This window comes from Silvibacterium acidisoli, assembly GCA_022870745.1.
Classification (GTDB): Bacteria; Acidobacteriota; Terriglobia; order Terriglobales; family Acidobacteriaceae; genus Silvibacterium.
The window spans coordinates 2,032,501-2,052,196 of sequence record CP085323.1; the positions used below are offsets into that span (position 1 = coordinate 2,032,501).

Here is a 19,696-nt window from a genome sequence, read left to right on the forward strand (position 1 = left end):
ACCGCTGAAAAAGGAAAGTTACTGTGGAACTGTTTCGTGAAGTAAAGGTCGATTGGCTGGGGAAGAAGTGGTACTTCCTCGGATTCTCGCTCATTTTCAGCGTGGCCGGCGTGCTGTCGCTGCTCTTCTGGCACCACCTGCCCCTGGATGTCGACTTCAAGGGCGGCACGGTGGTTCGCGTCCAGTTTGACCAGGCCCCGAACCTCGATCGCATCCGTGCGGCCGCCGATAAGGCCGGCATCAAGGACGCCCGCATCCAGACATACGGTCAGGCTGCTGACAAGGAAGTGATGATTACGCTTCCGGCGAGCTCGACCAACAATGAAACGGCGCTCGACCAGGGCCGGGCTACGATCACTAATACGCTGGCGCAGAACTACTCGCCTTCGGTAGAGGGCACGCCAGGCAATCCGGGCTTCACCATCCGCAGCGTGGAAGTGGTCGGGCCGCAGGTGGGTGCGCAGCTTCGCAAGCAGGCGCTGCTGGCGACGCTCTACTCGCTGGCCGGCATGCTGATCTACCTCTGGTTCCGCTTCGAGCTGATCTACGGTGTGGCCGCCGTGGTGGCGGTTTTCCATGACACGCTGATTACTGTCGGGGCGTTTTCGTTGATGGATCGCGAGGTTTCACTGACGGTCATCGCAGCCATCCTGACGCTGATCGGTTACTCGATGAACGACACCATCGTCGTCTTCGACCGTATCCGCGAGAACCTGCGGCTGTCGCGGCGCGAGCCGCTGGCCGATACGGTCAACCGTAGCATCAACCAGACGCTGAGCCGAACCGTGCTCACGTCGGGCCTGACCTTCCTCACCGCGCTTTCGTTGTACCTGTTCGGTGGCGAGGTGCTGCGCGGCTTCTCCTTCGCGCTGGTGATCGGTATCCTGATCGGAACCTATTCGTCGATCGCGGTAGCGGCGCCGATGCTGGTTGCCTACCAGGACTGGCGCGCGAAGCGCGGCAAGGCCGCGATATTGCCTGCGGCAAAGCGTTCCAAAGCGTAAAAAAGCAACCGAATCGAAGTATCTTTCAAGAGCCGGGACAACCTGTGATGGATGTTCCGGCTCTTATGGTTTCTGTATGCGGAAATGTGCTGAACGGCCATTTCCTTCAACGGGCTATCCAGCGGACTCCGGGTTTCGGCCTGATAAGTTCCCAAAGAAAAGCAGATTGTGATAGAAGGAAGAACTCGAGTTTTTTGTCTTACGCGGGTCTGAAATAAAAATCACAAAATTCTGCCAGAAACCGGGAACAAACCAGGGCAGTCGTGGTGTCTATAGCTGTTAACAACGTTTCGTGTAATCGAACGTCCGAGGTAGGCCATGTTTGAAGACGCTCTCATGGAGTCCGGCGGCAGGATCAAGACAAAGAGCAAGTACTTCACCTTTGTGGGTGTGCTGCTCAATGGCTCGATCGTAGCTGCGCTGATCCTGATTCCATTGATCTATCCTGAGGCACTGCCAAAGGCAGCAATGACCACCCTATTGGTCGCGCCTCCGCCACCTCCACCTCCGCCGCCTCCACCGCCGCCGGCTCAGCCCGTGCACGTGGTCAAGGTGGTTCAGATGCAGAACGCCTTCACCGCTCCTACGACGATTCCGAAGCAGATCAAGATGGACAAGGCCGAGGATCAGCCTCCGCCGAGTGCGGGTGTAGCAGGTATGGACGGCATGGCTGGCGGTAGCGCCGGCGGTGTCATGGGCGGCATCCTTGGCGGCATCGGCAGTGGTCCTGCCCCGGTCGTGAAGGCTGCAGCTCCGAAGAAGATTGCCGTGTCGGCCGGTGTCATCGCCGGTAATAAGTTGAGCGGTTCCACACCGACATACCCGGCGATTGCAAAGGCTGCCCGTATTCAGGGAACGGTCGTTCTCCAGGCCACCATTTCCAAGACTGGCACCATCGAAAACCTTCGCGTTCTGAGCGGACCGCCGATGCTTCAGGCATCCGCGCTGGAAGCCGTGAAATCCTGGCGTTACAAGCCCTACTTGCTCAATGGCGAGCCGGTTGAGGTTGAGACTCAGGTTAACGTCATCTTCACCCTCGGTGGCTGATTATCCGTCTAAGACTGCACGGTCAGCCGTGCAGTCTGCGGAGGCAGTCGTTGGCATTACGAATTTAAGTAGGAACTCCCTAGGAGGAAAGATTCAGTGATTCTCGCTCATTTCACACAACTTGTTGCAAACCCGGCGTCTTTGGGCTTCCTGTTTCAGGAACAGCAGTCGGTAGGTTTCAGCCCCATGGATCTTTGGGGAAACATGGGCTGGCTGGCCCGTGGCGTCGTGATCGTGCTCTTCATCATGTCGATCTGGTCGCTGGCTGTGATCATCGACCGCTACCTCTACTTCAGCGCAGCCCGCAAGCAGTCGCGTGAGTTCGCTCCCCGCGTTGCCGGCGCCCTCAAGGAAGGCAAGCTGGACGAAGCGATCAAGGTTGCTGACCGTAACAAGAAGTCGCACCTGGCGGAAGTCGTTACTGCTGGCCTGCAGGAGTTCCGCAACTTCGGTTCGGGCGGCGCGGTAACGGCCGAGCAGATCGAATCCTCCAAGCGCGCCCTCGAGCGTTCTGAAGCCATCGTGCATGCCAAGCTGAAGCGCGGCCTCGGCGGTCTGGCCACCATCGGTTCGACTGCTCCGTTCGTCGGACTGTTCGGAACGGTTGCCGGTATTCTTAAGGCCTTCCAGGAAATCGCAACCCAGAAGACCCCTGGTATCGGCGCAGTCGCCGGCGGTATCTCGGAAGCCCTGGTAACCACGGCTTTCGGTCTGCTGGTCGCTATCCCGGCCGTTATGACCTTCAACTACTTCACGAACAAGGTCGAAGCCTTCGACGTGGAAATGGACAACTCCTCGAGCGAGTTGATCGACTACTTCATCAAGCAGAGCAGCCGCCGCTAAGAGTCGACCGCTCTCTCCGCGAGAATCACGCCAGGAAATGGGGCAGGTGCGAACCTGCCCCGGGATGGCGCACTCCGCGCAGAACTTGATCAGAAGGAAGCCGAATCGGCGGGGTTAAAGAAATGGCAATCGTTAAAAGAGACGAAGGCAAGAAAGTAAATTCCAATATCAACGTCACTCCCATGGTGGACGTGATGCTGGTGCTGCTGATTATCTTCATGGTCATCACGCCGATGCTGGAAAACAAGGTCAACGTGACGCTCGCGACGACAGAAAACGCGGTCGCCATGGATGACGCCAGCAAGGAAGATGCCGTGACCGTGGCCATCACGCGCGACAGCAAGGTTTATCTTGGCCAGGACCAGACGAACATCTCGGATCTCGGCGCCAAGACCTCGGACCTGCTGACAAACAAGACCACCAAGATGGTGTATTTCCGTTCGGATGCCCGCGCACACTACGGCACCGTGATGGATGCCATCGACGCTGTCCGTACCGCTGGCGTAGACGAGATCGGCCTGCTCACCGAGAACAAGACGAACACCCCGCCTCCTACGGGTGAATAATTAGGTACTGACTCAGGGACTTCAATCCTGGGAAGTGAGGATTTGACTTATGGCAATGGGAAGCGGCAGTTCGGGTGGAATCAACTCGGACATCAATGTTACTCCGCTGATCGACGTGCTGCTGGTGCTGCTGATCATTTTCATGGTGATCGTGCCGGTTACCCCCAAGGGTCTTGAGGCCCTGGTGCCGCAGCCGCCCAAGAACCCGCAGCAGGAACAGCCGAATGATCGCACCATCGTGGTCACGATCGCTGGCGGTGCCGTACCGACCTACAAGATCAACCAGGATGACGTTCAGTTCAACCAGCTGCGCACCCGGCTCGATGGCATCTTTGCAACCCGCGGCGCCAACGAGAAGGTGATGTTCGTGAAGGGTGATCCAAACCTGAACTTCTCTACAATTGCCGAGGTTGTCGACATTGCTCATGCAGTGGGTGTCGATCACGTTGGCTTGATCACGCCGAAGATCGAAGCGGGCCAGTAGGTCCGCTTTGCTGTCTCGTTTCGTCTCAGCCTTTCCTGCAGGATTCACTTATGTGACGAGCCGCCTGAACGAGGCGGCACTTGCAGAATCGCTCTGACGAATTACAATCACTGCGCGGGGCAAATTTCCCCACCCGCGACCTTGAAGCATCCCAATGATCAGGGCCTGCCTGATCATCGAAGGAGACGAGATAAAGTAATGAATCGATTTGTACGTTTTCCGGTGATGGCTACCGCAACCATCTCGTTGCTCGTCCTGATGACCGGATGCCAGAAGCTCAGGGCCCGCGACCAGCTGAACAAGGGCGTGCAGGCGTATAAGAGCGCCAAGTATGAAGAAGCCATCAATCACTTTCAGCAGGCAGTGAACGACGATCCAACTCTGCCGATGGCGAAATCTTATCTGGCAACGGCCTACGCGAACATGGTTGTTCCCGATCTGCAGACTCCTGACAACCTCAAGAACGCCAAGCTTGCGATGGACGGCTTCCAGCAGGTTCTCAACGAGGATCCCAAGGACGTCAACAGCATGAAGAACATCGCCAGCCTGTACTTCAACATCGGTAAGTACGATGACGCGAAGACATGGCAGAAGAAGGTTCTCGATGCCGACCCGCAGGATGCCGAGGCTGCCTACACGATCGGAAGCATCGACTGGCGTCTGGCGTACCGCCAGGCCGTCCAAGCCCTGAAGGATGTGGGCATGCAGGACGACGGCCAAGGCAACGTGAAGATGCCCAAGAAGGCCTGCCAGGATCTGATCACCAAGAATGGTCCGCTTGTCGACGAAGGGCTTCAGTACCTTCACAAGGCAGTGGAGATTCGTCCGAACTACGACGATGCCATGGCTTACCTGCAGCTCACCTATCGCCGCAAAGCTGACCTTGAGTGCGGAAACGATGATGCGCGCAAGGCAGATATGGCCCAGGTGGACGAGTGGCGTGAAAAGGCCATGAACACCCGCAAGGCAAACGAAGAAAAGAAGAACAGCCAGGTCAACGGCGTGGTGATGAAGTAAGCGTCACCGATCTGAAGAATGGAAAAGCCCCGGCTAATGCCGGGGCTTTTCTATTTGTCTTCCCGATTGTGACGAATGCGAAAACTCAGGCGATTTCCTGTTTCCGTCCGTCCTGCCAGCTGGCATAGGCAGCATCGAGCACACGTTGATTGTGCAGCCCGTCTTCTCCCGTCGCAAGGTAGGGCGCTCCGCCTTCGACCCATGCGGAGAAACCGTCCAGCATGCGCCCGTAGGCATCTTCGTTCGAGACTGTAACGCTCTCGATCACATCCTTACCGCGGCGCAATACAACCTCCACAGGATGGTCAACGGTCATGCCGTTCTCGCATACGATCACGCCCCGTTGTCCGACCACTTCCACGAGGCTGCGGTAGCTTCCCCGCGTCGTGACGGTGACGGCGCCCATCGAACCTGAGGCGAAGGCAACGCTGATGGCTGCGTACGACTCCACCTCGCCGGATAGTTCGTCGCCATGTGCGAGCGTACTTACAGCGGTGATATCGGTGCCCAGGGCGAAGCGAAGCGCATCGAGACAATGAATACCCACGTCACCGATCGGTCCACCGCGCGCCATGCCCGGATCGTAGATCCACCCGCGTGGGCTGGTCTCCGCGTTGTAGACAAACTGGGAGTGGCTGAGCAGCGGGTTGCCGATTTTGCCTTCAGCGATCCACTCGCGTGCAAGCTGGAGGCTGCGGTTGTAACGCATGTTCTGGGCGACGCCAAACTTCACGCCGGCGGCCTTGGTGGCGGCGAGCATCTGCTCGACCTCGGCTACGTTCATGGCGAGAGGCTTCTCGCAGAGCACGGCCTTACCGTGCTTCGCAGCAAGCAGGACGTGCGGAAGGTGCAGCGCATCGGGCGAGACGACAAATATGGCGTCGATCTCGGGCGAGGAGCAGAGCGCCTCCGGTGTTTCAAAGATGTGGGGGATGGAGTAGGCTTTCGCGTTCTCCTGGGCCTTCTGCTGGTCGCGCCTCCACAGCCCGGCCAGCTTCGAGTTTTCCGCTTCGTGAAAGCCCTTGCTGAGGCGTTTGGCCGCGTGATTCCCAAAGCCAAGAATGCCGTACCGCGTCATGCTGCCTCCCGGTTGGTGCGTGGAAGTTTACTGTCCGCTCTTCTTGAAGACCTCTTCAGCGAAGAAGTTCTCGACGCGTGACTGGTCGCGAAGCATTTCGATGTAGGCGTTCTTCAAAAGCTGTGAGCGGGCATCGCGCAGCTGCTGGCGGATCGCCTGCTGTACGCGCGGATCGTTCAGTTCGCGCTGGCCTGCCGCCTGCTTGTCGATCAGCTTGTAGATCACGTAGCCGATCGCCCTCCTGCCAGCCGGCGTGTTCTGGAACTGAGGCATCACGTCCGTTACCTGGCCGGGCTTCAGCTTGCTGATGGCGTTATAGGCATCGGGATCGCCGTGGAGCTGCGATTCGCTGATGAAGCCCATGTCGCCGCCGCTCTGCGCATTATCGGGGCGCTCGGAGAGGTTTGCGGCCAGCATGCCGAAGTCTTCGCCACTCTCGATGCGGTTGTGAATGGTCTCGATCTTCTTCTTGGCCTCGGCGTCGTTTGTGGCCTTGCTGTTCTGCAGGTTGCCCACCTGCTGCGCAGGCATGGGAACCGACGTGACCACGATCTGCGCCAGATGGTACTGCGGTTCGATCAGGTTGAATTCCGACTTGTGCTCGTTGTAGTAAGCCGTGATGTTGGTGTCGGTAACGTTGATCTTGGAATTGATCTCTTTGTTGAAGAGCTTCTCTTCCGTCTTGCTGCGGCGAACCTCGCGCTTCAGATCGTCCAGCGTGAGATGGCGATCCTTCAGCCGCTTGTCGAACTCTTCCTGGGTGAAGGGCGCCTTGAACTCATTGATCTTGCTCTGCACTTCCTCGTCGGTCGCAGTCAGATTCAGCTTGGCGGCACGCTGCATCAGGATCTCTTCGTCGATGAGATTGCGCACCACGGTGAGCCGGATCATGTCGGCCTGCTCCTGCGATGGGTGCTGGTTGGACTGGCCGAGAGCGTCCTCGTAGCCTGCCTCCACCTCGGAACGCAGGATGGGCTTGCCATTGACCGTTGCAACTGTATCCGGGCTATGCCCACGCTGGCAGCCCGCTATACCGGCGACGCATGCCGCCGACAGGATGAGCGAAGCTGCGGTCTTTACGGGAAAGAATCCTGACTTACGATTTGAGCGAGGGGAAAAAATGCCGGCTGCGTTCATTGAGAATTGCAACAGTAATCTCCTGGAGGGACGTGCGCCACTACAGCGGACGCCCGGTTGGCCCGTCCTAGACGGAAAGGCCACCTTCTTAAGCATAATTCCCTCGGCGCTTCCTGCAAAATGCCTCGGTTCTAATGATTGCCTGGTGTGGGCTGCGCTGCCGGCTTCTGCGCCGGAGCTGCCGGTTTGTTGTATTCGTTTGGCGGCGGAGTGATTCCTTCAGCCTCGAGAGCGCGATCGATCACCGACCACAGATCGGCTGGCGGCAGCGCGCCGGCGAGCTGTTCACCGTTAATGTAAAGCGTGGGTGTCTGCTCGATGCCCAGGCCCTCCGCGATCTTCATCTCTGCGCGCACAGATGTTTCATCCTGCTTTGTGACGCAGGCATCGAGCTTCGCTGCATCGAGCTGGCTGGTCACGCCCTGCTGGCGCGCCAGCTTGTCGAGCGTGTCGGAGGATTTCTTCAGGTCGCGGTCCGGCCCGGTGATGTCTTCGCCGTGCGTGTGCAGGTAGTCGACGTAGCTCCAGTAGGCGGTGTCACTCTGTGCGGCAAGGCAGTTTGCATTCACAGCCGCGTGCATGGCCCAGGGATGAATCTCTACGAGCGGAAGGTCGCGGTAAACAATTTTAATCAGACCTTTATAGTGCTCCAGCGTTTCCGGAAAGAGCTCGGCATGCATCTTCGCGCAGTAAGGGCACTCGAGGTCGTCAAAGTTGACGATCGTGACCTTCGCACTGGCATTGCCGCGCACCGGCCGGCCTTCTGCTGGAATGAGGCTGGCTGGATCTTTCGAGATATCCCATTGCGTCAGCCGCGCGAGCTGGTTGCCGTCTTTCGACAGGAGAAATGGCAACGACTGCGAGTGCTCCGGGTGACCGGGCAGCATGAAGGTGATGAAGACCGTGTCGAAGCCATTCACATTGCTCGGAGTACGCGGCCCGACCGAGATGAGGTATTCGGAAGGGACGCCCAGCTTGGAGCGAACGAGGACGTCGATCTTACGGCTGGTGCTCTTGTCGACGGCAAGCGACGGCGTCGTCTGAGCTTTGCAACCTGCGGTAGCGATGGCCAGCAGGAAGACCAAAGAGAATCGGATACGCGACAAACAAACCACCTTTCGGATGGTTCCGATTATCTCATTTTGAAACCGCGACACGCCGCGAGCGGGTGAAGATGGCTCGCGGCGTGTCGATATTGTTAGAGCGATTTGGTGTCGAGCACGAAGCGATACTTTACATCTGCCTTCACGACGCGTACCCATGCTTCGGAGAGCTTATCGAAGGTGGTCATTTCAATGTCGGACACGATGTTGTGCTTGCCGCAGAAGTCCAGCATCTCCTGCGTTTCCTTGATGCCGCCGATGGCTGAGCCGGTTACGTGCTTGCGTCCCATGGCGACGGCAAATGCGGCAACCTGGATCGGAGTCTCCGGAATGCCAACCGAGCAGTACACGGCGTCGCGCTTCAGCAGGCCGAGGTAGGGCGTGATGTCGTGCGGAGCCGAAACGCAATCGAGGACGAAGTCGAAGGTGCGTCCCAGGTTTGCGTCCCATCCGGCTTCCTTCGTCAGGATGACCTCATCGGCTCCAAGCTTCTTTGCGTCTTCGATCTTCGAGGCCGAGGTGGTGAACTGAACGGTGTGTGCGCCGAAGGCATGCGAGAACTTGAGCGCCATGTGGCCGAGGCCGCCAAGTCCGACGATGCCGATCCTCTTGCCCTCGCCAGCACCGAAGTGACGCAGAGGCGAGTAAGTGGTGATGCCGGCGCAGAGCAGCGGGGCGGTCGCCGCCAGATTCAGATTGTCAGGAATATGCAGCGCGAAGGATTCATCGAGAACAATCTTGTCGGAGTAGCCGCCGAAGGTGAGTCCGGCGTCGGTCTTCGAGTTGTAGGTCCAGACGGTCGCGCCCTTGTCGCAATACTGTTCTTCTCCCGCCTTGCAGGAGGGGCAAACGCGGCACGAATCCACCATGCAGCCGACGCCGGCCTTGTCGCCAACCTTGAACTTCGTGACGGCCGAGCCCACGCGCGCGACGGTGCCCACGATCTCGTGGCCCGGAACCATTGGGTAGAGCGCATTGCCCCACTCATTGCGTGCCTGGTGGATATCGGAGTGACAGATGCCGCAGAAATGAATATCGATCAGGATGTCGTTCGGACCCGGCTCGCGGTGTTCGAAGGACCAGAGAGCGGGATCGGTGGTGGCATTCTGGGCGGCATAGCCTTTAGTGGCGATCATAAGCTTGAGTTCTCCAGGGGTGAAGGAATACGTCGATGATAGCGAGCGGACAAAAAGCGGCAAGAATTGGATTGGTCCGACCGCTTTCGGGATTCAGCACTTCCATTTTGAATGGAATGCCCGAAGCCAGCTTCTAAAAAATCCTGTTAAAAGACGCGAAGTGCGCGCTTCAGGCTGCCGGCTGAGCCGACATTTGCCAGCGTGATGCTGTAGAGCTTTTCGGTGTCGTTGCGGACGCTGCCCAGCGAATAGTGGCGCAGCTCGAAGCTGATACCGCAACAGTCCCAGTTATACGAAGCCTGCATCTGCGCGTACTGGGTCTGGCTGAGTGTGAAGTCGTAGCCGACACTCGTTCCCAGGCTGGGTCCGAGTTTTGTCGGGCCTCCATAGACTGCGGAGAAGCGCAGCTGGTTGAAGTCGATCTCGGTGGCCGGGCTGGTCGCAGAGCCCGGCGTCGTGGAGCCGGGCGTTGTGGCGGCCGTAGCCCCATCGAGCGCGTGCTGGTGAGCGTCGCCCATCGAGAAGTTGTAGTCGCCGTGGTGATAGGTGGCGAACACGTTGCTCGAATCGAGGCGGCCGGTCTTGGTGTCGTAGTCCACGTCCCACTCGAGATCGGTGTTGGAAGTCGTCGACCAACGCAGCCGCGAGATGACCGGCGAGTAATCTCGCGGGCGCTCCAGGAAGGCTACGCCGGTCAGGTCGAGTGTCGAGTCCAGCACGTTACGGGTGCGGTTGGTGATGGCTCCGCCGAAGTCGGGCTTGAAGTAGTATTTCTGGCCGACCTGCCAGGTGAGCCAGTCCACTGTTCCGCCGCCGCACAGATCTTCCGGCCCGAGCGCTTCGTCGCCCTTGCAGGGGTGTGGATGCACATGCCGTAAAAAGAGCCGCTGGGTCAGCGAGTAGGTCAGCTCGCTGGTGTCGCTGGCCACGTCGGCGTCATCGAAGCGTAGCACCGACTTGAAGTTGTCGATGCCGGTGACGTAGCGATATTCCACGTCCGGCTCGATGGTGTGGCGTACATCGCCGCCGAGCAGGTGCATCAGCCATGGCGCGGAGAAGTCGCGTTCGAGCGCCGGCGGCCGCAGATCGACCGAGCCCTCGAAGTCCTTGCGGTTGAGCGTGGCATCGCGCTCGTCGGGTAGTTCGCCAAGCGGAGCAGGGTTCTGGCTCTTGCCGTAGAAGGTATCGCGGAGGCCGACGACCGGGCGCAGCGTCCAGCCACCAAAATGCACCGGCAGGGCTACGTGCGGCGCGATGTCGAGGCGGGGAACGATGCGGGAAGTCTCAAAGCCCGGCTCTGAACGCGAGAGCCCGGAAGCGGTCGAGTCCATGCCCCACATGAGCGGAGTTCCATCGAGCATCTTGTCGACCGTGTCGAACTCAAGAATGGGCAGATGGTTGATGCGAATCTCTTCTTCGCCCGTTGACGAGGTGGAGTTGGCCTCGAAGCTCTGGTAGCGATTGAAGCTGACGCCTTCGGTCAGTCCGTTGTGCGAATGAGCCCAGAAGGCCTGCGACTTTACTTCGGAGTTGATGGCGGTCGCGTAGTTTTCTTCAAAAGCCTGGCGATAGGTGTAGGAGCTCAGATATTCGACATCCGCGACAACGCGCGTCTCCGGATCAAGGTCATGCCGTCCGTCTGCGAGGATGTCGACACCGCCCTGGTTCTCCGTACCGGGCAGCCGGTCGAGCAGCGCGTGAAAACGTGCGGTAAAGAAGTCCTGATCGCGGCCCTTGTAGCGGAAGGCGGCCATCGGCGAGAATCCACGGCTGGAGAAATATTCCGCTCCGATCGTCATGTCCGCACTGCGGCCAAGGACGAAATAGATTTCTTCGCCGATGATGATGCCCTTGGTGGAATCGCTGCCGGTGATCGGAATCAGCAGGCCGGAGGTGCGCGTGTCCTCGCCGACGGGGTGCGTCACGTAGGGCAGATAAATCAGGGGAAAGCCCAGCAGATCGAAGACGCTGTTCTTGCCGCGTGCCACTCCGTTGTTCAAAAAGAAATTGTGAGCGATGAGCTGCCAGTCGGGGTTGGGCAGGCTGCAGGAGGTCATCGTTCCGTCGATGATGTGGTAGTTCTGCTGTCCGTTCTGGATCAGCTCCTTGCCCGAAAGCGTGAACGGGCTGGCCGAGGTGAAGACCGTCTTGCTGTGCGGCCGTCTTTCGAGGCCGAGCGTGCCGTTTACGTCAAAAACGTCCGCCCGGTGCGCTTCGAGATTCATGGTGCCGTGGCTGGCGACCAGGTGGGCGTCGTCGGGTCCGCCGTCGATGTGAAGATTGCCCTTGGCCTCCACGTCCCCGGTCTCCTGGTTGAAGTTCGCGTGGTCGGCCGATATGACGTAGGTCTTGTAATGAATGACGACGTGGCCGTTCAGGATGTACAGGCCGCCGGCCGTGGTCTTGGCATAGGTCTGGGTGTCGGCTTCGATTTTTACAGGCGTGCCCTGCGGCGGCGGTGGTACGATGTGCGCTTCAGGAATCGTGCTGTCGCTGCTGGGGTCGTCGGGAAGGTCGGCCGGAGCTGAGGGCGCTGTCTGCGCTGTGTCCGAGGCAGGGGGAAGCTGCTTCGTTAACGTCTGCGTCCAAAGCTGCGGATGACAGAGCAGATACAGCGTGATAAACAAAAAAGTGCGGGCTCTCATCGCAGGGACATCCTAAGCATAACAAAGCTTGAGGATGGATTCCGAAAGTGTGAGAGTGTCGCTGCTCTGGTTCGACAAATCGTTCTCTCGCCAGCATTGGAGTGATCCCAATGGCCGACAGATACGCGCCCGGCTGCAAGCTTCCCGTCATCCTCGCGGATGACGACTGTGCCGGCGTATCGAAGGCTGCGTCCGGTCGCCTGCGCCAGGGATCGTTTCGATCGCCTCGACAACCCATGGCCATGAAACTTAAAGAAAACGAGGGAATCCGTTGAGCAATCCACAACAGAGCGCTGCTTTAGAAATGGAGACGGCGTCCCCAGCCTGGAAACAGGAGATCAATGCCCGCCTGTCGGCGCATCGCAGCCGCAGGACCGGCAACGGCGAGAACCAGCAGCAGTTGCCGGGCATGGAAAGCGGCCGCCGCCCTGAGACGGGCCACGCCGCCAAGGTCGCCGCTCGTGTTGCCGAGCGTTACTCCAAGGCGCCGACCTACAGTGAAATGCTGGCCGCCGAGGCCGCGCGCGCAGCGGAGGCCGCCGCCGCGGCAGCAGAAGCAGCGCGCCAGGCGCATGAGGCCGCAGCCCAGGCCATGAACGAAGCCCTGCGGGCGCGCCGCGAAGAGGAACAGCGCCTTGAGGAGCAACGGGAGGCCATCGCTATTGCCGCTGTCGAGCCGCAGCGCCGTGACCCTGAGCCGGAGCGCGTCCAGTATCGGGTGCATCCGGATTCGCTGCCTGAGCAGCGCCCTGCAGCTCCGTCGCGCCAGTCGGCGCAGGCAAACTCGCGCGCGGCTGCCGAATATACGGATGTCTTTGAAGATACGGTCGTAGCACCCGCGCAGCCCCTGCCTGTGCGCATCATCGAGTTTCCCCGCGAGCTGGTCGCCACGCGCAAGGCGCGTCCGCGCCACGCAGAAGGACCTCTGCGCGAGGAGAGCGAGGATTCGCAGCTCCGCATCTTTGAGGTCGAGCCGGACAGCATCTCCCGCGAACCGATCTCCTCAGATAAGGAAGCTCACGGGAATGCCCCGGAGTGGCACTCGATTCGCCTCGATGCACATCCGCCAGCTCAGCAGGAAGCTGCATCCGAGAGGCTGACCCGTAAATCCAGCGCACCATCCGGCCGCCGTGCCCAGAGTGTGCCGGAGGCGTCCGTTCCGCCGCATGCAGAACCCGAGCAGCGGCTCTCGAGCCGCAGCCATTCGCTGCTCGATACGCCGCCGCTTCATATTGCCCCGATGGAAGATCGCCTCATGGCGGCCATCGTGGATTTTGCCCTGGTAATGGTTGCGTTCCTGCTGTTTGTGCTGGTTTTTGTCGCCTGCACCGCGCATCCGCCGATGGGCAAGGTTGCCATGGCGGCAGCCGGAGCCGTACTTGTCGGCTTCTTCGTGCTGTACCAGTGGCTCTTCTTCACCTACGCGGAGGGGACGCCGGGCATGCGCTACGCCAAGATCGCGCTCTGCACCTTCGATGACGAAAATCCTACCCGCCGCAGCATGCAGTGGCGGATCGGCGGCCTGCTGTTTTCGGCACTGCCTTTGGGGCTTGGCTTTCTCTGGACGCTCTTCGATGAGGATCGCCTGGGCTGGCATGACCGCATCACGCATACTTACCAGAGAAGCTACCGGTAGTTTGGGGATGGATGGGCAGGTCGCGGCTTTCGCCGTGCCCTGCCAATGAACCGACCATCTCTTGAGCGATGAAAAGAAAACGGCCACCCAGAAGGTGGCCGTTTTTATGCCTAAGTGTTTATAAAGTCGTATGAAGTGCAACGGTTCCCGCGCCGATGACCGAAATGGTCGGGTCCGGCGGATAGACTTCAACGGTATAGCTCTGGAAGGGGCTCATCTTCACGCTTTCCCACAGATATTCCTTGAGCAGCGGAAGATCGAGGCGCTGAATATCCCGGCCGGTGAAGTAGAAGCGTCCCGGTCCTTCAAGATGAATCTGGGTCGCGGTAGCCGCCGCCAGCGCGCGATGCCAGAGTTCGACAAAGTCGCGGCAGCGCTTATCGCCCTTGCGGGCAGCGGCGAAGATTTCGTCCGGCTCCATGTCGAGGAAGCGGAGGCGCATGGCGCGGTGGCCGGTAATGCCTTCCAGGTGCCCTTTTCCACCGCATGCACAGTAGTTTTCCTTGGGGTCGAGCGAAACGACCGTGTGGCCGCCTTCCCAGGGACCACCCGTGTAAGGGAAGCGCCCAAAGCCGATACCGTTACCGATCGTCCAGACGCGAGTCAGCTTGTCCAGCTGCCCGCGTGTTGCCGCCAGACCCGCCGCCTCGGCGTCTGCATCGTTCATGACCGTTACGGTCGCCTTGCAGCCGCGCGCGGCAAGCAGCTCCTCGATCATGCTGCGAATGCGTGCGCCCTTCATCTGTTGCAGGTTCGGGGAGTCTTCGACGACACCCTCGCGAACGATGCCTGGCAGGGCGATACCCACGCTGCCGACCGAGGCTGTGTCGGGAACCAGCCTGCAGATCATGTCGCAAATTGCGGCGGCGATGGCATCGGAGGGCGTTTCTATCAGTTCCTGGTCGAACCCGCCCTCGTGGTGGGACGGAGAAGTACTTTCCGCGGGGAAATAAAGCAGGTCCCCTACGACCTTGCCTTCTTCAATAAGTCCGGCTGCGATCCGGCTCGTCATGACTACGCCAACGGTTTTTGCCATCTGACAGGCCCCACTCTCCTCTACCGCCCTCTTCAAAAGCGTGAGAGGCGGTTCACTCCATTGAATGCTGCGGCCTTGTAGCACTCGGCCAGCGTGGGATAGTTGAACACGGTATCTATGAAGTAGTCCACGGTGCCGTTGAGGCTCATGACCGCCTGGCCGATATGCACCAGCTCCGCGGCGCCTTCGCCGATGATGTGAACTCCAAGAATCTGCCGGTTTTCCCGATGGAAAATCAGCTTGAGGCGGCCGGTGGTATCGCCACGGATCTGGCCGCGGGCGATTTCACGATAGTAGGCCACGCCCACTTCGTAGGGAACGTCCTCCTCCGTGAGCTGCTCCTCGGTCTTTCCGATGAACGAGATTTCCGGAATGGTGTAGATGCCGTACGGGTAGAAGCTGGGATTCGACTGTATGGTTTCTTCGCCAAAGGCGCGCTCTACGGCGATGCGGCCCTGCTCCATGGAAACGGAAGCGAGGCTGGGGAAGCCGATGACATCGCCCACTGCAAAGATGTGGGGCACCTTGGTGCGGAAATCCTTGTCAACCGGGATGCGCCCGCGCGAGTCGGCCTCGATACCCGCTGCCGAGAGATTCAGCTCGTCGATATTTCCCTGCCGGCCCACGGCGTAGAGCAGGGCATCGCCGGAGATACGCTTCTTGCTCTCGAGATTCGCGATCACCGTGCCGTCGGCCTGTTCTTCCACACTTTCCACTTCTTCATTCAGGCGCATGGTCACGCGGCTGTCGCGCAGGTGGTAGCTCAGCGCTTCCACAATCTCCTGGTCGGCAAACTCGAGCAGCTTCGGACGCTTTTCCACCAGCGTGACGCGCACGCCCAGCGCCGAGAACATACAGGTGTACTCGACGCCGATGACGCCGCCGCCGACCACAATCATGGTCTTCGGGAGTGCCTGCAGGTCAAGAATCTGGTCGCTGTTGATAATGGTGCGTCCGTTGATGGGAACCTTGGTCGTAAAGGCAGGCTTGGTGCCGACGGCGATGACGATTTTGTCGGCTTCATGCACGGTGGCGCCACTCGTGCCGAGAACCCGGACGTGATGCTCGTCCTCAAAGCTGGCAACGCCGGTCAGTACATCTACGCCGTTGCGCGAGAGCTGCGCTTCGGTAACGTCCACCTCGGTCTTGATGACATGCTGAACACGGAAGGCGAGATCGGACATCGTGATCTTTTCCTTCACGCGGTAGTTCATGCCATAGATGGAACGGTAGTTGTAGCCGGAAAGGTGAAGGACGGCCTCCCGCATCGTTTTGCTGGGGATGGTGCCGGTGTTGATACACACTCCGCCAACCACGTTACGCATCTCGACCAGCGCGACACGCTTCCCTTTCTTCACGGCCGAGACAGCCGCCCGCTGGCCGGAGGGCCCTGAACCGATCACCAAAAGATCAAAATGAGACATCTAGGCCGCCATCCGCTGAAGTAGCGCGTTTTTTGCTCGCTCTCGACATCGAGACGAGGTTGTTGATGTTGAAGCTACCACTCGCACATCTTAACGCTCCAAGAAGAAGAGGTGGTAAAAAGCGGAGTGGACGGGATGATGAGCCAGGAACCCTTTACCTCTCGTTTGGAGCGTCTATAGTCAACAAAATGCTGCTTTACGCGATCACTGACCGTAAGATGCTGCCTGGCAACGAGACGGAACGGCAGGCGGCACTCGTGAGCCTGGCGACAGCGTGGGCTCATCGGGGCGTCAATTATCTGCAGATTCGCGAAAAAGACCTGGAGCCTGCCGCATTGCTTCCCCTGGCGGCCCGCATCGTGCAGGCAGTGAGGGAGACCGGGGAGCAGGCCCACATCATGCTCAACGGACCTGCGCAGATCGCGCTGGAGTCCGGCTGCGACGGCGTGCATCTGCCAGGCAGCTCCACGCCGGGGGCGGCAGAACAGGTGCGGGATCTTTTTCGCGCATCGAGGTGCGACCCCATCGTCAGCGCGGCCTGCCACAGCCTCGAAGAGGTGGAGCGATTGAGATCCTGTTCGCTGCTGCTCTTTGCGCCTGTGTTCGAAAAGCGCTTGTCCGGTGGAAATGCCCTGTCCGGCACGGGGATCGAAGAGCTGCATAAAGTCTGCCGGGCGGCCGAAACCACACCAGTTTTTGCCCTCGGAGGCGTGACCTGGGCAAACGCTCTCCAATGCATCAAGGCCGGAGCCACAGGTATCGCCGGAATTCGCCTCTTCCTGGACATGCCTCAAAACAAACTCGAACCAGGCAGCGAATCGAAAAGCCGTTAAGATAAAAGAGCCATCCAGCGGCTACGCCGCACACACGGGGCCTATAGCTCAACGGTTAGAGCAGGGGACTCATAATCCCTTGGTTGGGGGTTCAAATCCCTCTGGGCCCACCAGCTTCCTTTTTTGACATCCGACGGTTTGGACTTGGTGGCTATCCTTCTTGCTGCTGCTTTGAGAGGATAAGCAGGCCGAAGGCGTCCGGTACGTGGAAGCTTGCGTGCCTGGTTGGTTGCCATGCCAGTTGCACGGGCTTTGTTCCCTGGCTGATAAACAGGTTCATGCGGAACCCCATGCCGGGAGCGGGTTGTGCGCAATCGAAGGCCGAAAAAGGGATGCGCATCGTGCTCAGCCATGTTTTCCCTGCTGGGTCGATCGACGCGGCAAAGTGCGCTTCTGCATGCAGCGGCCGGCCGACCGGTTGGCCGGGACTCCTCGTCTCGATCTCAAGCGCGATCCACTCTCCGCGAGGGGAGACTTCGAATTCCATGTAACGTAGCGGAGTACTCGCACCCGCGGCGATGAAAATTTCGGCGACATCGTTCAGCCAGAGTTCATCAGTGGGCGCATCGATGCGCGGTTCGCCCTCACGCAGATGTAATTGCTCGTACTGGCAGAGGAAAAGAAGATGCAGGGCGTCGTCGGTCCACGCCATGCGGACCTCAGTGTCGTTGCCCGTAACTGCATTCCCGTGAGCGTCGTGCCGCAGATGAACCGGCACAGCATTCCGCCAGAAATCGGCTTTGGGGTCGAGTTGCGGAGAGATGTCAGTCGTAACGCAGGCGGCGTACGCAACGCGGTCAGGTGAAAAGTTCATGTCAGTTTATTTTGACGCAGCCGCCGGTCTTTGCGAGAGCCGTTACAGCAGCGATTCGACGGGAGCCGGGTGGCCAAAGAGAAAGCCCTGGAAACACTGGCAGCCGTCCAGTGCAAAGAAGTCTCTCTGTTCGACTGTTTCAATGCCCTCAACCGTGATTTGCAATCCGAGGCTATGACCGAGAGCGATAACGATTCGTGCAATTGACTGGTCTATCGGGTCCTTCAGCACATCGCGAACAAGAGAGCGATCGATCTTGAGGTGATCGAAAGACAAGCGTTTGAGATAAGTGAGTGAGGAGTATCCGGTGCCGAAGTCATCGAGTGCGAAACTTACGCCACGGAGTTTCAGGTCGCGAATCTTCACGAGAGCCTCTTCCATGTGTTCGAGCACCACAGATTCGGTGACCTCCAGCATGAGTTTTCGGGGATCAGCGCCGATACGATCGATGGTGGCGAGAGTCTGTCTGACGAATTCCGGATGGAAGAATTCCTGCGCGCTGACGTTGATCGAAACGGTCAGGTGCGCAGTCGCGGGTTCGGAGCTCCAGGCTACGAGCTGTGCGCAGGCTGTTTCGAGAATCCACTGACCTAGCAGCCCTATCAGCCCCTTCTCCTGGGTGAGGGGAATGAACTCCTCCGGAAGAAGCAGGCCGCGAATGGGGTGTTCCCAGCGGACCAGCGCTTCCGCTCCAACCATCTGTCCTTTGCCGTTCACCTGCCGCTGATAGCGAAGAACGAACTGTCTTCCCTCCAGGCCGCGGCGCAGGTCGCTTTCAAGCACGGCGCGGGCTGTCACCGCAGCCTGCATCTCAGGATCGTAAAACTTGAGCGTACCGCGCCCTGCCCCTTTCGCCCGATAGAGGGCGAGATCCGCGTGCTTCAGCAATTCCTCAACAGAGGTTTGTGTTCCGCTGTATAAGCTGATGCCTATGCTTCCGCTGCTTCGATAGTCGTGGCCCTCGAGCAGGTGTGGCATTTTCAGGAGGGTCAGAATTTTCTCCGCAGCGGCTCTTCCCTGAGAAACCGCTTCGAACTGGTTCTCGCTCAGATCCTGAAGCATGATGACGAATTCATCGCCGCCCAGGCGCGCCACGGTGTCACCTTCCCGTACGCTTGTCAGCAGCCGGTTGCCGACGCTTTTCAGCAGCAGGTCGCCGATGTCGTGGCCCTGGGTGTCGTTGAGGGTTTTGAAGTCATCGAGGTCGATGAAAAGGACGGCTCCATGACGCTTTGTTCTGGAGCTTGAGGCCAGGGACTGCCGGAGGCGTTCCATGAGGAGTCTCCGGTTCGGCAGCTGGGTCAACGAATCGTAGAAGGCGAGGTTCTCAACCTCGGCTTCCGCGCGCTTGCTCTCGTTGATATCGATAAGCGTAACGCGAACCGTCACGGACCCATCGCTGGCGATCACGCGTACGCAATTCATCTGAACGTGAAATGCGGAATCGCCCGGCCTGTTTAGCTTTAGAGCAATACTGTTCTGCTCGGTGCGTTTCAGCGCCCGGCTCAGGGCCTGATGGTAGCGGTCTCCGTCGTCAGGGGCGATAAACTTGCACAACGATCGCCGGAGCAGCCTGCTACGTTCACACCCCAGTAAGGCTGCGCCAGCTAAGTTGATCTCCTGGATGATACCTTTCTCGTCAAGAGTGAGATACCCAGCCGGAGCAAACTCGTATAAGTCGAGATAGCGGTCACGGGACTCTTCGAGCGTTAGCTGGACGCGACGAAGCTCTTCGTTCTGAATCTCCAGTTCAATCTCACGGACGCGAAGTTCATGGAGGATATCTTCGAGAGTAGAAGCGTTGGGGACGGCATGCGCCGCTTGCCGTATATCGGGCGCAGAGCGCAGTCCTGACTGGCCTTGCCAGGCTCTCGGATGCATCTGCGCCATAAA

17 protein-coding genes and 1 tRNA gene are annotated in these 19,696 nt (G+C 59.3%); 9 read left to right on the forward strand and 9 right to left on the reverse strand.

Features of this window, described 5'->3' with window-relative positions:
• Positions 1-23 precede the first annotated feature (23 nt).
• The 6 genes from secF (at position 24) to LJD29_RS08400 (ending at position 4,961) form a co-directional block, all read left to right on the forward strand.
• The gene (secF, locus tag LJD29_RS08375; protein ID WP_446745304.1) at positions 24-1,004 is read left to right on the forward strand and encodes a protein translocase subunit SecF; all 981 of its coding nucleotides are present in this window, start codon (positions 24-26) and stop codon (positions 1,002-1,004) included.
• Positions 1,005-1,322: 318 nt separating this feature from the next.
• A complete protein-coding gene (locus LJD29_RS08380) occupies positions 1,323-2,051 on the forward strand; it encodes an energy transducer TonB (RefSeq protein ID WP_446745305.1) in 729 nt (242 codons plus the stop codon).
• Between the two features lie 96 nt (positions 2,052-2,147).
• On the forward strand, positions 2,148-2,894 hold the full coding sequence (locus tag LJD29_RS08385; protein ID WP_446745306.1) for a MotA/TolQ/ExbB proton channel family protein: 747 nt from the start codon (positions 2,148-2,150) through the stop codon (positions 2,892-2,894).
• 122 nt (positions 2,895-3,016) lie between these two features.
• Positions 3,017-3,460, forward strand: coding sequence for an ExbD/TolR family protein (locus LJD29_RS08390; protein WP_446745307.1), 444 nt, complete (start codon positions 3,017-3,019; stop codon positions 3,458-3,460).
• 49 nt (positions 3,461-3,509) lie between these two features.
• Complete coding sequence (locus LJD29_RS08395; RefSeq protein ID WP_446745308.1) at positions 3,510-3,944, forward strand: ExbD/TolR family protein; 435 nt, start codon at positions 3,510-3,512, stop codon at positions 3,942-3,944.
• A 198-nt stretch (positions 3,945-4,142) separates the two neighbouring features.
• Positions 4,143-4,961, forward strand: coding sequence for a tetratricopeptide repeat protein (locus tag LJD29_RS08400; protein WP_446745309.1), 819 nt, complete (start codon positions 4,143-4,145; stop codon positions 4,959-4,961).
• 85 nt (positions 4,962-5,046) lie between these two features.
• Here the strand turns inward: LJD29_RS08400 and LJD29_RS08405 are convergent, their stop codons facing one another.
• From LJD29_RS08405 to LJD29_RS08425, 5 genes are all read right to left on the reverse strand, one after another.
• Entirely contained in the window at positions 5,047-6,039 is a 993-nt protein-coding gene (locus LJD29_RS08405; RefSeq protein WP_446745310.1) for a Gfo/Idh/MocA family protein, read from the reverse strand.
• Positions 6,040-6,066: 27 nt separating this feature from the next.
• Positions 6,067-7,188 (reverse strand): SurA N-terminal domain-containing protein, encoded by a 1,122-nt coding sequence (locus LJD29_RS08410; RefSeq protein WP_446745311.1) that lies wholly within the window; start codon positions 7,186-7,188, stop codon positions 6,067-6,069.
• A 119-nt stretch (positions 7,189-7,307) separates the two neighbouring features.
• Complete coding sequence (locus LJD29_RS08415; protein WP_446745312.1) at positions 7,308-8,282, reverse strand: DsbA family protein; 975 nt, start codon at positions 8,280-8,282, stop codon at positions 7,308-7,310.
• Positions 8,283-8,374: 92 nt separating this feature from the next.
• Positions 8,375-9,415, reverse strand: a complete 1,041-nt coding sequence (locus tag LJD29_RS08420) for an NAD(P)-dependent alcohol dehydrogenase (RefSeq protein ID WP_446745313.1) — start codon at positions 9,413-9,415, stop codon at positions 8,375-8,377.
• Positions 9,416-9,561: 146 nt separating this feature from the next.
• A complete protein-coding gene (locus LJD29_RS08425) occupies positions 9,562-12,060 on the reverse strand; it encodes an LPS-assembly protein LptD (RefSeq protein WP_446745314.1) in 2,499 nt (832 codons plus the stop codon).
• 271 nt (positions 12,061-12,331) lie between these two features.
• Here LJD29_RS08425 and LJD29_RS08430 point away from each other — a divergent pair, with 271 nt between their 5' ends.
• Positions 12,332-13,696, forward strand: coding sequence for an RDD family protein (locus tag LJD29_RS08430; protein WP_446745315.1), 1,365 nt, complete (start codon positions 12,332-12,334; stop codon positions 13,694-13,696).
• Between the two features lie 118 nt (positions 13,697-13,814).
• Here LJD29_RS08430 and LJD29_RS08435 read toward each other — a convergent pair whose 3' ends face one another.
• Positions 13,815-14,732, reverse strand: a complete 918-nt coding sequence (locus LJD29_RS08435) for an ROK family protein (RefSeq protein WP_446745316.1) — start codon at positions 14,730-14,732, stop codon at positions 13,815-13,817.
• 32 nt (positions 14,733-14,764) lie between these two features.
• Complete coding sequence (gene sthA / locus LJD29_RS08440) at positions 14,765-16,156, reverse strand: Si-specific NAD(P)(+) transhydrogenase (protein ID WP_446745317.1); 1,392 nt, start codon at positions 16,154-16,156, stop codon at positions 14,765-14,767.
• 188 nt (positions 16,157-16,344) lie between these two features.
• On the opposite strand from sthA, the gene LJD29_RS08445 reads away from it, so the two are divergent.
• Positions 16,345-16,989, forward strand: a complete 645-nt coding sequence (locus LJD29_RS08445; RefSeq protein WP_446745318.1) for a thiamine phosphate synthase — start codon at positions 16,345-16,347, stop codon at positions 16,987-16,989.
• A 37-nt stretch (positions 16,990-17,026) separates the two neighbouring features.
• A tRNA-Ile gene (locus LJD29_RS08450) sits at positions 17,027-17,102 on the forward strand.
• A 38-nt stretch (positions 17,103-17,140) separates the two neighbouring features.
• On the opposite strand, the gene LJD29_RS08455 is transcribed toward LJD29_RS08450, so the two are convergent.
• Together LJD29_RS08455 and LJD29_RS08460 are read right to left on the reverse strand one after the other, a co-directional pair.
• Positions 17,141-17,803 carry a carbohydrate-binding family 9-like protein gene (locus LJD29_RS08455; protein ID WP_446745319.1) on the reverse strand — a complete coding sequence of 221 codons (663 nt, stop codon included), beginning with the start codon at positions 17,801-17,803 and terminating at the stop codon, positions 17,141-17,143.
• Positions 17,804-17,845: 42 nt separating this feature from the next.
• Entirely contained in the window at positions 17,846-19,693 is a 1,848-nt protein-coding gene (locus tag LJD29_RS08460; RefSeq protein WP_446745320.1) for a putative bifunctional diguanylate cyclase/phosphodiesterase, read from the reverse strand.
• Positions 19,694-19,696 lie beyond the last annotated feature (3 nt).